This is a genomic window from Nosocomiicoccus ampullae (assembly GCF_001696685.1).
GTDB classification, from domain to species: domain Bacteria; phylum Bacillota; class Bacilli; order Staphylococcales; family Salinicoccaceae; genus Nosocomiicoccus; species Nosocomiicoccus ampullae_A.
On record NZ_MBFG01000006.1, the window covers coordinates 1 to 12,978 of the forward strand.

The following is a 12,978-nucleotide window of genomic DNA, read 5'->3' on the forward strand; positions in this document are numbered from 1 at the left end:
TCTCATAAAAGGAGTTCCTGATTCTACAATGTCTTTTTTAGAATAGCCTTTCCCTTTCGAAAAATTCACCATTTCATGTAACTCTCGCTGCTCCCAATCTTCACTGAATCCTTTGAATCTTAGCTTAGGCACTAGTCTCTGCTCGTTTTGTTTTTTCATTATTTGAACATCTCCCTTGTCGCCTCGATGATTTCTCTTGATTCATCTGTCACTTCTAACTCATCAAGCATTGCAAGGAATTCTTTTTCCGCTTCAGCGATTTCTTTATTTATCTCCTGCATTTCTTTTGATAATTCTTTAATATCGATTGGTTCTGGCTCTTCGAATGTATCGACGTATCTCGGGATGTTTAAGTTAAAGTCGTTTTCTTTTATTTCTTCAAATTCTGCAACGTAAGCATATTTGTCTACGAATTCTCTGTTTCTATATGTTTCTAGAATTTTTTCGATATTTTCTTCTGTTAAATGGTTCTGATTCCTCTTCTTCTCGAATTCCGCTGACGCATCTATGAATAGAACGTCACGGTTCGGACGGTCTTTTTTCAGGATTACGATTGTCGTTGGAATAGATGTGTTAAAGAATAGGTTCGAAGGTAATCCAATTACCGCGTCTATTGATCCATCTTCTAATAATTTTTTACGGATTGCTTCTTCTGCACCACCACGGAATAGTACACCGTGTGGGAGTACGATTGCCATCGTTCCTGTATCTTTTAAGTGATAGAATCCGTGTAATAGAAATGCGAAATCCGCTTTTGATTTTGGCGCAAGTCGGCCATATCTAGAATATCTGTTATCCATTAGGAAGCCTTTTTCTGCAGACCATTTTGCTGAATATGGTGGGTTCATAAGTACCATATCAAAGTTTGTAGGTTCTTCTGTTGGCCAGTCAGCATCTAACGTATCTGCGTTATGTAGGTGTTGCTGCGCAATTGGTACACCGTGTAAAATCATATTCATTCGTGCTAAGTTATATGTCGTATTGTTTAGTTCTTGACCGAAATATGAGATTTTTCCTGGATGATTTGAATATTTTTTCGCGTTTAGCATTAAAGAACCCGACCCCATCGTTGGGTCATATACAGTAAGCCCTTCTTTATCTTCCTTACCTTCAATAGCGATACGAGTCATTAATTCTGATACAGGTTGAGGTGTATAGAACTCCCCTGCTTTTTTACCAGATTCAGACGCAAATTGTCCGATTAAGTATTCATAAGCATCACCAAGCACATCACCGGCGTGACCTGTTAAGTTTAATGTAGACAGTTCTTTCATCACTGATGCGATTAATTCGTTTTTCTTATGATCTGTTGTTCCAAGTCGACGTGCATATAAATCAATGTCTTCAAACAGATCTTCAAATGCTTCAGATGACTGCTCGATATCTTTAAACCCTCTCGCAAGAGATTCTAATTCAAACGTACCATCGTTAATTTGTGACATTAGTTTTGTGAAAGTTAACTCAGGTTTAATTGTATATGAGAATGTATCTTGTACATCATATAATAAGTCTTCACGGTCTTCATCGTCACCGTATATTTCTTCATAAATTTGCTGTGCTTCATTTAAATCTTGAGTTGGTGACTCCATTAATTCAGATATGTAATATAACATTTTGTCAGATAAGTATTTGTAGAAAACAAGTCCTAGAAGATAGTCTTTATATTCGTTCGCATCCATTCTAGAACGTAAAATATCAGCTGAATTCCATAATGTTTGGTACAACGTTTTTGTATTTATTTTTTCTGCCATTGTAAGATCTCCCTATATTAAATTTTAATAGAAAAATAGCCCCTCCTAAGCAATAGTCATATTTACTTAAGAAAGGCTAATAAACAAACGAAAACAAGTCAATTTTTAGTATAATATATTTAATTATGTCTAGATATAAAAAAAGCCCTGCCATAAATGACAAGGTCAGTCTGCTATCTATATTATATAATATAGATATAGTTTGTCAAATCTGGTTATTTTACTTTTACACTTTTTAGGTTAGGAGTGAGGTGTTGATTAAGCAAGACAAAGTTTTTAAAACTTATGCGCAACAATTAAAATTACTTAAGTCCAGAGGACTAGATGTTTTTCCGATTTATTATAATTTAAACATAATTAAAAGAGTAATTATTATAATTTAATCAATGGATATTCCGACTTGTTTTTATCAAACAAAAGTAAGGGAACCTATATAAAAGGTAGCTCTTTGCAAGAAATATACGCATTATATATGTTCGATAAAAGACTACGAAGTCTTTATCTTAATGAAGTTTTACGAATAGAAGAACTAGTTAAATCATCTATTGCTTATAATTTCTCTATGAATTTTGGTTATAAAGACTATGAATATTTACATAGGAATAACTTCACACCCTATAGTGATGGCATCAAAAATACAGATGTAAACTATTTAATCAGCAAACTAACAAATAATATTTGGAAATCTAAGAATGTACAACCATATATTAAACATTATAGAGAAGAACATAACTATGTACCGTTATGGGTCTTGGTTAATTCGATGACTTTTGGAGAAACAAGTAAGTTCTACTCACATATGAAACATCGTGAAAGAAAGTCTGTGTCAGATAATTTTGACCATAATCATCCTATATCACCGAAAAACTTTAATAATTATTTAAAGACATTAGGTATTTTTAGAAACATACTTGCTCATGACGAGAGATTCTATAACTTTAAGAAAAGAAATAGATATGGAAAACCCTATGTCATTAAGTTTGATGGGTATTTGAACTTAACTGAGATTGACTCTTCTGTTGCAAGTTTAACTTTTATTCTGAAATTATTATTAGAACCAAAAGATTTTAATACTTTTGCAGATCAACTTACGAAAGAATTTATGAACTTGAGCGAAGAATTAGTAACTATAGATTTCCAAGCAGTTTTAAATCAAATGGGATTCATATGTCCATCTTCAAACATCAATAATTTAGATGATATTGTACGTATATTAAAAATCTGACCTATTTTAGATTGATATTAGTTATAAAAATATTCGAGCGCCCTATCGTCGGCGAACTGAAATCTTCACCGTCGCGTACAGGGATATCGTCGGCGAGTTTTTAAAATACCGACGGTAAATCGAGTATCGTCGGTGAAAAAGTGGTTCCCTGAGAATTCGCCGACGATTCGATGATTCCCGTCGGTGAATAGAAATTTGGCCGACGATAAGTCTCATAGCGTCGGCGGGAAGTTCGTTTCACCGACGATTCGCGACGGACAATTGTTTTTCATCGAGTTATCAAGCATTGATCCTAATTTTTTCGATTTACTTTCACAAAATGAAATACCCGTTTAATGATATACGGCCCTCTACTTTTTCAAATAAAAAAGACGATAGAATTTTCATTTCTATCGTCTCGCATTATATTTTCGTTTAGAACCAGTGATTGTGCATTTTCTCTAATGATTCTTTTGTAAGTGGATATCCAACCGATTCTCCTATGACAGCGTCGATACCACAGTATGGACAAATGGCTGTCTTATCTCGATAATCTATGCTCCATTCAGTTATTTCTCTCGGTGAGAAGATACTAACACAATGGAAACATCCACATCGTTCTTCACTTTCTAGCATCGTTTTATTGGCAGTACTATACTTATGAGCGGTTATATGATCCATAATATCTCCTTACAGTACATAGTTTTTATTATTATATCACTAAGTTTAAACCTAGAGAAGGAAGACTTTTAGTCATTTCATTAAGGTTACTTCCAGAGATATCCTCTAGAATTTTTTTCATATCTACTGTAAAATTAAGTTGAGTCATTTGTATTCTCTCCCTGTTAATTTTTGTTGGTAACTAAATTATAACAGAGAATACGATGGCTCTTTTTTCTATTTTACACAATTATATGAACGTAACTTGTAAATCCCCCTATCGTCGGCGAACTGAGATCTTCACCGTCGCTAACGGGGTTATCGTCGGCGAGTTTTTAAAATACCGACGGTAAACCGAGTATCGTCGGCGAAAAAGTGGTTTCTCGATAATTCGCCGACGATTCGGCAATTCCCGTCGGCGAATAGAAATTTGGCCGACGGTAAGTCTCATAGCGTCGGCGGGAAGTTCGTTTCACCGACGATTCGCGCCAGCCCCGTAGGTTTTCATCGATTTGCGATAGTTTGTCCCATATTGTCATGCAACCCTAGTTTTTCATCGATTTAAAAAGAATAAAAGCCCGCTCCCCCACTCATCAATCGCCTAAACACACTCAAAAATTCTAACTTCTCACAAAATCGCCGAATTTTTTCTTCTTATTATGCATAATAATGAACGTTCACTTGGTATAATAGATATATAAATATAAAAGGAGTGTTTTTGAAGAAAGCAGTAGTTTACTATGACACGAAAGACGTCCGTATTGAAGAGGTCGAAGAGCCTAAGGTTCAAGATGGTCTTGTGAAAGTTAAGGTTGCTTGGACGGGTATTTGTGGTACGGACTTACACGAATATCTTGGTGGCCCGATCTTCATCCCTGGTGATGAACCGAACCCAATCACTGGTCAAGAGCGTCCGGTCGTTATGGGGCACGAGTTTTCTGGTGTCATTGAGGAGTTAGGTGAAGGTGTTGAAGGGTTAAACGTTGGAGATAAAGTATGTGTAAACCCAGCGTTAACGAATAACTTACACCCGAATCCGTTATATGACTTCTATAAAGAAGGTACTTTCATCGGTCTTGGTTGTGATGGTGCGTTCGCTGATTATGTCGTTGTTCCAAAAGAGAATATCGTTAAATTACAAGATTCAACTTCACTTAAAATCGGTGCACTTGTAACGCAACAGCTGTTGCGTTACAAGCGATTCGCGAATCTGAAATGGAATTTGCAGAGTCTGTTGCGATTTACGGTGCAGGCCCTATTGGTTTAGTGACTGTACTTGCTGCACGTGCGGCTGGTGCGAGAGATATCTTCGTATTCGACTTATCAGACGAGCGTTTAGAAAAGGCGAAAGAATTCGGTGCAACTCACACATTAAATAGTGGTAAAGAAGACCCTATCGAGTATATCCACCAGTTCTATCCAGACGGCGTAGATCGTACATTTGAAGTTGCTGGTGTACCGATTACGTTAGAACAATCTATTAAATCAACTCGCCCAAGAGGTATGGTAACAATCGTTTCTATCTTTGAAAGAGCAATCGACTTCAACCCAATGTTACTCACAACAAGTGGTGTAAGAATTTCTTCTACACTTGGATACGAGCCAGACATTTTTGAAGCAACTGTGAAAATGATTGAATCAGGTCAAATCGACCCAAGCCCAATGATCACAAGTGAAATCGAGCTTGATGAAATTATCGACAAAGGTTTCAACACTCTAATTGAAGATAAAAGCCAAGCGAAAATCTTAGTCAAACTTAGCGGCGAAGAATAAGATTAGTTTCAAACATCGTATCCGAATCGGATACGGTGTTTTTTTGTATGCAATTTGGAGGAGTTCATATAAAATCAAATTAGAGATAAAGTTGGGAGGATTTTAATGGAACAGTTAGAAATGCTAAATTTTACTAAAGATGAATTACAAAAACTCGCGGACAACAAGCAGTTAATCGATGTGCGTTCAAAAGAAGAATACGATGAAGTACACATTCCAGGTGCGCTTCTATATCCACTTGACGAAATCGAGACGTTTGATTTACCGAAAGACCGCGAATATTATGCATATTGCCGCTCTGGAAAACGCAGTGAAATGGCATCACAGTACTTAGAACAACTCGGTTACGAATTTAAAAACTTAAACGGCGGAATAATCGCATACGTCAATGAAGTGAAATAAAGATGAGGAGACTCATCTTTTTTTATTTTGCAAACAGATTTTAAAAATCTGCTCTAGGAATTACTTAAAAACCGCGAATGTTTTTTTAAATACTACGTATTTTAAGAACGGAAACTAGAAAATTGCTTTTAGACTGATTGTACTTTATCAGCTAATATAAGCGTAAAACAGCTGGAGGTTTTATATGTTGGAAAGAAGTTTTGCGCATCAGCAGTTGCGTGCGTTAAAGTGGCGCTTGCCGCTCAATGATGATGCTAAATATTACTTAGAGCGATTAGAGCGTGGGTTTGAAGGTGAAAATGAGTTTTCTGAGATTTTAGCTTCGTATAATACGTGTACAAGTATCCATGATTTTACGTTTGAAATTGATGGCTCTACACGTCAAATCGATACTGTTTTTTTATCTAATAATGAATGTATACTGTTTGAAGTGAAAAACTACATTGGTGATTTTATTTATAAAGAAGATGAGTTTTATGTATATCATAATATGCAAAAAATCCCGTCACCTGTTCGTCAACTGGATGATGCGACGGAAAAATTTCGTGAATTACTTTATAGATTAGATATAAGACGATCGGTTCGTAAGTTTGTCGTGTTTATAAACGAAGAATTCCATTTGTATAATGCACCGGATCACCTATCGATTATTACGCGTGCACAGCTGAGGCGCGTTCTAGACAATTTGGCTAGAAACCGAGATGCTGTGAGTGATACCACTCTTCAGTTAAAGGAAAAGTTACTCGCGCATAATATAAAAGACACTCGCCCCGCACAAGTCATCTATCAATATGATAATTTAAAGAAAAATGTATTTTGCTTTAACGACGGTTCTCCGCTTCACCTATCTGGGCGAAATTCTTTTACTTGCGAGACATGCGATTTGAAAACCTCAGTAAAAGAAATAGTTCTTGAAACCGCTCGGGACTTCTCTGTCCTTTTTCCGACAGAGAAAATTACTGTACCCGCACTCATCGACTTCTCAGGCGGGGTTCTCACAAAACACAATTTACAAAAAGTATTAACTGAAGAATGCGTGCGTCACAACAAAGGTCGCGGTACGCATTATACATTACGATGAAGAAGAAAAGCCCCGTAGTATTTTATCTTGTAAAGTAGCGGTGCGTGCGGACGGTGAATTTGAATGAGAGTGCTCGGCTAGCGGCTGGAAATTGGTTCGAATCGTCGGTGAATAGGATTATTCGCCGGCGACTCTTTGATTTCGGCCGAATCGTCGGTGAAATGAGATTTCCACCGACGCTATGGGACTTATCGTCGGCCAAATTTCTATTCGCCGTCGGAAATTGCCGAATCGTCGGCGAATTATTGAGAAGCCCATTTTTCGCCGACGATACTGTTGTTACCGTCGGTGAAATAAAAACTCGCCGACGATAATGCTGGCTGCGTCGGTGAGAGTTCATTTTCGCAGGCGATAACCAGAATCGGCGGCGAATCCGGCACTCCACCGACGATTCTCAGTTAAATTACTCCCCTCCCCACAAAAAAAGATTCCCCCGAACTACCCTATATCTTTAGGGGGAATCTAGGAATAGTTCAGGGGAATCTGCGGGAGTTCAATAAATAAATTTATTTCTATGCGCTTTCTTTATCTTGTATTTTTTCTTCTTGTAACTTGCCGCCTTTTAAGACGTATAGGCGATCTGCGTATTTAAAGATGCGCTGGTCGTGAGTAATCATGATGCATGCTGCGCCGTTTTCTTTGACGCGCTGTTGGATAACTTCGACGACTTGTACTGCGCGCTCGAAGTCGAGTGATGCGGTTGGTTCGTCTGCCAATATGAGTGACGGGTTGTTCATAAACGCGCGAGCAATCGCGACGCGTTGTTGTTCACCACCAGATAGTGATTTTTGGTAATGGTCGAGGCGGTGATCGAGTCCAAATAATTTAAGGATTTCTTCGGCACGTGCTTTTGCTTCTTTTTTACTCATACCCGCTTCACGTCCGACAAACTCGAGTTGCTCGCGGACTTTTAAGTACGGCAGTAAGTGAGACTCTTGAAATATAAATCCAATTTCTCCGAGTCGTAAGTCTGTCATTTCGCTATCTTTATAAGACGTCCAGTCGTCTCCATCCATAATAATCTTTCCATCTGTTGGGGATAAAAGAGCACCGATAATCGATAGTAGCGTACTTTTCCCTGAACCGGACGGTCCATATAATACGACGAGTTCTCCACTGTCGACTTTTAAGTTGATATCTTCTAGCACTTCAGTTTGAGTATCACCTTTACCGTAAGTTTTTGATATATTCTCTAGCTTTAACACATTAATCTCCTCCTATCGCAGTTAACGGATCGATTTTTACGACTTTTATTACTGATAATAGTGCGCCAATTAATGACACGACCATAAATAATCCAAATAATAACACGACTAATTTATTGTTTACGAAAAACGGCATCGTTACTGGTAATAAAGTACTCAGTAAGTACGTGAGGCCAATCGCAATTAGTGTACTTAATATAACGATGACGAACACTTCAGTGACGATCATCGATACCATGCGCATGTTTTTTGTGCCGATTGCTTTTAAAATACCGTATTCTTTCGTTTTTTGTATCGTTATAACGTAGAAGAATGCACTAATCACAATCGCAGAAATGACGAATAAAAACACGATCATTAAATTGAGTGGTAACTGCTCTGCTTGATAGCTCGGGATGCCGTTCATTAAATCTTTTTTCGTAATCGTCGTGACACCTTCTGCTTTAAACTCATCGCTACCGACCATAATATTTACGTCCGCTTCTTTAATTTTTTCAAAGCCATTTTTTGTTGTAAAAGCGATTGGTGTGTGCGCGTACATTTGACGCTTAACAAATCCACTAATCTTATACGTGATATCTGAGTCCTTTACTTCTACTGTATCGCCAACGTTATAGCTTTCTGCCATCGTACTGTCAACGAGTATTTCATCTTGTCCGTTTGGCTTACTTCCTTCAACAATATTTAAATTCACAGCATTTGTATAAACGAGCTGTACGCTATCGTTGTTTTCAAATCTTAGAGGTGTCATCGACAGACTTTTATAGCCATTGTCGCGTGCGTCATTTACGACATCTTCACTTAACACCGACTGCTGAATCTCGTTGTTTGAATCGTCTTCAATTAGAATTTCTTCACCAGACAATGACTCGATCATTGATATATTATCTTTTCCAAGCCCTTGTGCTAAACTTGAAACAAACATGACTAAAAATGCGAGTAAAAATAAAATTATGCCGATCATTAAGTATTTGAATTTATAGTATTTGAGTTCTTTAAAAGCGATTTTCATTGGCTATCCCTTCCTTCACTGTGTATATTACACCGCTACTATGAACTCAATATGAACAAATTATTTTAGGAGGAAATTATGGTTAACATTTTAATTGTAGACGACGAAGCGTCCCTTCGTGATATGGTCGCATCAAAGTTACAGCCTGACTACACACCTTTTCTAGCTGAAGACGCTATGCAAGCTTTCGATATTTTACAAGATGAAAACATACACCTCGCTGTTGTCGACGTTATGATGCCGTATATGAACGGATTTGAACTATGTAAACATATAAAAAATGATTACGATATACCGGTCATTATGCTTACAGCGAGAAGTGAATTATACGATAAACGTGAAGCGTATCAAGCGGGAACGGATGATTATATGACGAAACCATTTGAACCAGAAGAGTTAAAATTTAGAATTGAAGCGGTCCTTTCAAGATACGGTCAATCATCAAGTACGACGATTGGGAATGTCACTTTAGATAGTAATGCGTACTTAATTGAAGTCGATTCTGAAACACTATATTTCCCGAGAAAAGAATTCGAGTTGCTCGAGAAGCTTTTCATCAATTATCCGAATGTATGTAGTAGAGATATGCTCATTGAAGAAATTTGGGGATATGACTTTGAAGGTGACGAACGTACAGTAGACGTGCATATTAAACGTGTGAGAAAACGACTCAGTGCTGTAAACTCTCGTATTGAGATTAAAACAGTGCGCGGGATTGGATATCAAGTCCATGAACTTTAAACATTTGTCGACACGTTTTATCGTCATTACACTCGTTGTTATGGCAATAAGCAGCATACTCGCATTCCTACTCTCAAACGTCTACTACCATTTTTATGAGAAAGAAAAAAACGACGCGCGCATTACTGAAACGTTATTAAAACAAAAAGAGTTTATAGAAAATGATAAGAGACCTGCTGAAGAAATTTTTAATCAAATCGCGAGTTTAGACTTTCAACTCGTCGTGATTAAAAACGGAGAAAAACAATTTTACGGCGATCCGTTTCGACTCGATAACTTACCAGAAGATGCACTGCAAGATGACATCTATCACGGAATTAAAAATCGACCGTTCAACATTTTAATTACAGGATTCTTTGACAATGAAACGAAAAACACAGTCGGTACAAATGTCACGATTCACGGTGAGACGTATTCCGTATTTATGCGCCCGAACGTCGGAGAAAGTATGGGAGAGTTTCGTATATTTTTAGCGATTCTACTGAGTCTTTTAATCGTATTCTCGATTATATTTGTTGCTTTATCGTCTAACTTTATAATCGCACCGGTCATTCGGTTAAAGAATTTCGCCAGTGACATAAGGTTAGGAAAATATACGACAGAAAACATTGTCACTAGACGCGATGAAATCGGAACACTGCAACGTGAGATGGCGCATATGAGTCAAGCGATTCGTGATCAACAAAAAACGAACGAACGATTCGTTGCTAACGTCTCACACGAAATCCAGTCCCCGATCGCGAACTTACTCATGCAACTTGAATCATTAAAACGAGAATACAATAAAGACACGATTCAAAATATGGAACACCAGGCGAAGCGACTGAGCGGGTTAACAAAGCAACTGTTACTCCTCGCTTCAATTGAACAGAGTGAATCACAGCTAAAGAAAACGCACTTCGGTGCACGACCATTTATTAACGAAATCGTCCAAAGTCAGTCATACATGCTCGACCAAAAAGAAATCTTTTTAATGACGCACGTTGAAGATATCGAAATATATGGAAGCAGCCATCTCTTATATCAGGCGATTACGAACCTACTCACTAACGCAATTAAATACACGAATCATTACGGTGAAATCAATATCTATGTCAGAAAAAACAATGAGCGCGTAGCAATCATCGTAGAAGATGACGGCATCGGTATGAACGAAGACACAAAATCGCATCTCTTTGAGAGATTCCATAAAGACCATCGCGCCGAAGACAACATCCCATCAAACGGTCTTGGAATGGCAATCGTTAAAGAAATCATCGACCTACACGGCGGTGAAATAGAAGTAGAGTCTGAAGAAGGAAAAGGTACGAAAATAACGGTGACGGTTTAAATAGACCGAATTTACTGCGTAAATTCGATTATTATACTATCTCTTAGATTGATGCATTTTAATTTATTTTAAATACTTTATCACTATATGTTGATAAAAGATTTCATAAGTAATAGTTGTATATTGCACTATTACTTATGATTTTTTATACAATAGTCCATATTTAAAACCATCAGTTTTGCTAAGGTTTTTAATTATATTCTTCTAAGAATTTTACTGAAGATAAATATTGTTGATAATCTAAAATTGCTTTAATAATTTTTTGGAAATTTATTACTAAATCTTCAGTAATTAGACTCTCATTTTCTATATTTTTGGAGAATGAGTAAAATTCATCGATTTCTTCTTTAGTATTAAGGACTAAATTATCTTCAGGCCCATGATATATCATTCGGTTATGATAATATAAATCATAGAGCTCTGTGATTAACTCTTTAGCACTTCTAACATTGAGTTCTTGGCGCAAATATCTTGGATTTGTTATAAGCTCATATTCATGCGACGATATATTTCCTTCCCCACCTCCACCGCCGGTATCTAATCCACCTCTATTTTCTTCAAGTTTCTGTTGCAATAATCTGTTTTTATCATAAATTAGCTCTAATTGCTTCTTAATGCTATTCTCTCTGTTAGCTAGCTCTAAAATAATGTTTGAAGATTCTAGTTTAATATCATCAGCTTCTCTTATTTTATTAATTAACACATCGAAAAGTTTCTTAAATTCTTTATAAAATATTAATATTACTAACAAAATTAAAATAGGAAAAGTAAAATGCATATATAACATTTCAAATGTACTATATATTTTATTCATCTAACACACCTTCTATCAACAATAATTTGTTTCTATTGACTATTATTAAATATTATTATATTATGACTCTAATAGGACTCCCCGCACCTCTCATCTATGATGATGTGTCCCAGTGGGAGACATTTTTTTATAAAGGTGAAGACGTTTGAAAGACTTAAAGCCTCCAATAACTTATGATGAGCAAATCGCTAAATTAGAGCAAAGAGGTTGTTCAATTACTGATAAAGAACAAACTAAAAAGATTCTTTCTCAAATTAACTACTATAAAATTTCAGCTTACTTACTTCCTTTTAAGACTCAGAACGATAAATATCAAAATATCGATTTTAATCGACTTTATAATATTTACCTTTTCGATAGAGAACTTAGAAATTTAATTCTCGAAATGATAGAACCTATTGAAACAGACTTGAAGACTAAGTTAGCATATTATTGTGCACATAAATATGGTTCAGAAGGTTATTTAAATAAGAATAATTTTAATGCTATGCACAATCATACAAAATTCCTTGAAACAATCGAAAAGCTAAAAAGAAAGCAAAAGGATAAACTGTATGTTAAACACCATAAGAAAAACTATAATTCTCGTTTCCCAATATGGGTTATGGTAGAAATGTTTTCTCTTACAACTACTTCAATTTTTTATAGTGACTTAAAAATAAGTGATCAAAAGCAAATCGCTCATTTATATAGAATAAATTATGCAAAGTTAAAAAGTTGGTTCCATTGTATAACTATTCTACGTAATATATGCGCGCACACTGATCGTATTTACTATAATACATTTACACAAATACCAAAAGGGTTTAACAACAATTCGCGCAATAGAAGTTTGTGGCCATTATTTGTAATTATAAAGGAATTATATCCTGATAAAAATACATGGAATAATGAAATTCTTTCACGATTTAAAAATCTTATTAAAAAGTACGAAAGTCATATTGATCTCCATCACTTAGGCTTTGAGATAGACTTTCAAAATGATTTAAAGAAATAGCTGAGATA

The 12,978-nt window shown here is 36.2% G+C and carries 11 protein-coding genes and 2 pseudogenes; 8 read left to right on the top strand and 5 right to left on the bottom strand.

What is annotated here, in order from left to right:
- Positions 1-158: 158 nt before the first annotated feature.
- Positions 159-1,751 (bottom strand): type I restriction-modification system subunit M, encoded by a 1,593-nt coding sequence (locus BBS29_RS04475; RefSeq protein ID WP_068129405.1) that lies wholly within the window; start codon positions 1,749-1,751, stop codon positions 159-161.
- Positions 1,752-2,127: 376 nt separating this feature from the next.
- Between BBS29_RS04475 and BBS29_RS04480 the strand changes: the two are divergent.
- Positions 2,128-2,976: pseudogene (locus BBS29_RS04480) on the top strand (Abi family protein); the annotation flags it as partial.
- Between the two features lie 183 nt (positions 2,977-3,159).
- Positions 3,160-3,312 (top strand): hypothetical protein, encoded by a 153-nt coding sequence (locus BBS29_RS08430; protein ID WP_218836837.1) that lies wholly within the window; start codon positions 3,160-3,162, stop codon positions 3,310-3,312.
- Positions 3,313-3,390: 78 nt separating this feature from the next.
- On the opposite strand, the gene BBS29_RS04485 is transcribed toward BBS29_RS08430, so the two are convergent.
- A complete protein-coding gene (locus BBS29_RS04485) occupies positions 3,391-3,636 on the bottom strand; it encodes a cytoplasmic protein (protein ID WP_068129410.1) in 246 nt (81 codons plus the stop codon).
- A gap of 697 nt (positions 3,637-4,333) precedes the next feature.
- Here BBS29_RS04485 and BBS29_RS04490 point away from each other — a divergent pair.
- The 3 genes and pseudogenes from BBS29_RS04490 to BBS29_RS04500 all read left to right on the top strand — a co-directional run bounded on the left by BBS29_RS04490 (position 4,334) and on the right by BBS29_RS04500 (position 6,871).
- Positions 4,334-5,388, top strand: a pseudogene (locus BBS29_RS04490) (2,3-butanediol dehydrogenase).
- 105 nt (positions 5,389-5,493) lie between these two features.
- A complete protein-coding gene (locus BBS29_RS04495) occupies positions 5,494-5,790 on the top strand; it encodes a rhodanese-like domain-containing protein (RefSeq protein WP_068129412.1) in 297 nt (98 codons plus the stop codon).
- 184 nt (positions 5,791-5,974) lie between these two features.
- A complete protein-coding gene (locus BBS29_RS04500; protein WP_068129415.1) occupies positions 5,975-6,871 on the top strand; it encodes a nuclease-related domain-containing protein in 897 nt (298 codons plus the stop codon).
- A 512-nt stretch (positions 6,872-7,383) separates the two neighbouring features.
- On the opposite strand, the gene BBS29_RS04505 is transcribed toward BBS29_RS04500, so the two are convergent.
- Together BBS29_RS04505 and BBS29_RS04510 are read right to left on the bottom strand one after the other, a co-directional pair.
- Positions 7,384-8,076 carry an ABC transporter ATP-binding protein gene (locus tag BBS29_RS04505; protein ID WP_068129416.1) on the bottom strand — a complete coding sequence of 231 codons (693 nt, stop codon included), beginning with the start codon at positions 8,074-8,076 and terminating at the stop codon, positions 7,384-7,386.
- A gap of 1 nt (position 8,077) precedes the next feature.
- On the bottom strand, positions 8,078-9,088 hold the full coding sequence (locus tag BBS29_RS04510) for an ABC transporter permease (protein WP_068129418.1): 1,011 nt from the start codon (positions 9,086-9,088) through the stop codon (positions 8,078-8,080).
- A 78-nt stretch (positions 9,089-9,166) separates the two neighbouring features.
- Between BBS29_RS04510 and BBS29_RS04515 the strand changes: the two genes are divergently transcribed.
- Both BBS29_RS04515 and BBS29_RS04520 read left to right on the top strand, forming a co-directional pair.
- On the top strand, positions 9,167-9,829 hold the full coding sequence (locus tag BBS29_RS04515; RefSeq protein ID WP_068129419.1) for a response regulator transcription factor: 663 nt from the start codon (positions 9,167-9,169) through the stop codon (positions 9,827-9,829).
- Complete coding sequence (locus BBS29_RS04520; RefSeq protein ID WP_068129420.1) at positions 9,819-11,159, top strand: sensor histidine kinase; 1,341 nt, start codon at positions 9,819-9,821, stop codon at positions 11,157-11,159. Before BBS29_RS04515 ends, BBS29_RS04520 begins: the two co-directional genes overlap by 11 nt.
- A gap of 190 nt (positions 11,160-11,349) precedes the next feature.
- On the opposite strand, the gene BBS29_RS04525 is transcribed toward BBS29_RS04520, so the two are convergent.
- Positions 11,350-11,973 carry a hypothetical protein gene (locus tag BBS29_RS04525; RefSeq protein WP_068129421.1) on the bottom strand — a complete coding sequence of 208 codons (624 nt, stop codon included), beginning with the start codon at positions 11,971-11,973 and terminating at the stop codon, positions 11,350-11,352.
- 145 nt (positions 11,974-12,118) lie between these two features.
- Here BBS29_RS04525 and BBS29_RS04530 point away from each other — a divergent pair, with 145 nt between their 5' ends.
- The gene (locus BBS29_RS04530) at positions 12,119-12,970 is read left to right on the top strand and encodes an Abi family protein (protein WP_068129423.1); all 852 of its coding nucleotides are present in this window, start codon (positions 12,119-12,121) and stop codon (positions 12,968-12,970) included.
- Positions 12,971-12,978: the final 8 nt, after the last annotated feature.

Excerpts from the sequence above, each read along its gene's own strand:
- BBS29_RS04500 (WP_068129415.1), top strand. The coding sequence starts at position 5,975 with ATGTTGGAAAGAAGTTTTGCGCATCAGCAGTTGCGTGCGTTAAAGTGG.
- BBS29_RS04495 (WP_068129412.1), top strand. The coding sequence starts at position 5,494 with ATGGAACAGTTAGAAATGCTAAATTTTACTAAAGATGAATTACAAAAA.
- BBS29_RS04520 (WP_068129420.1), top strand. The coding sequence starts at position 9,819 with ATGAACTTTAAACATTTGTCGACACGTTTTATCGTCATTACACTCGTT.
- BBS29_RS04475 (WP_068129405.1), bottom strand. The coding sequence starts at position 1,751 with ATGGCAGAAAAAATAAATACAAAAACGTTGTACCAAACATTATGGAAT.
- BBS29_RS04485 (WP_068129410.1), bottom strand. The coding sequence starts at position 3,636 with ATGGATCATATAACCGCTCATAAGTATAGTACTGCCAATAAAACGATG.
- BBS29_RS04515 (WP_068129419.1), top strand. The coding sequence starts at position 9,167 with ATGGTTAACATTTTAATTGTAGACGACGAAGCGTCCCTTCGTGATATG.
- BBS29_RS04510 (WP_068129418.1), bottom strand. The coding sequence starts at position 9,088 with ATGAAAATCGCTTTTAAAGAACTCAAATACTATAAATTCAAATACTTA.
- BBS29_RS04525 (WP_068129421.1), bottom strand. The coding sequence starts at position 11,973 with ATGAATAAAATATATAGTACATTTGAAATGTTATATATGCATTTTACT.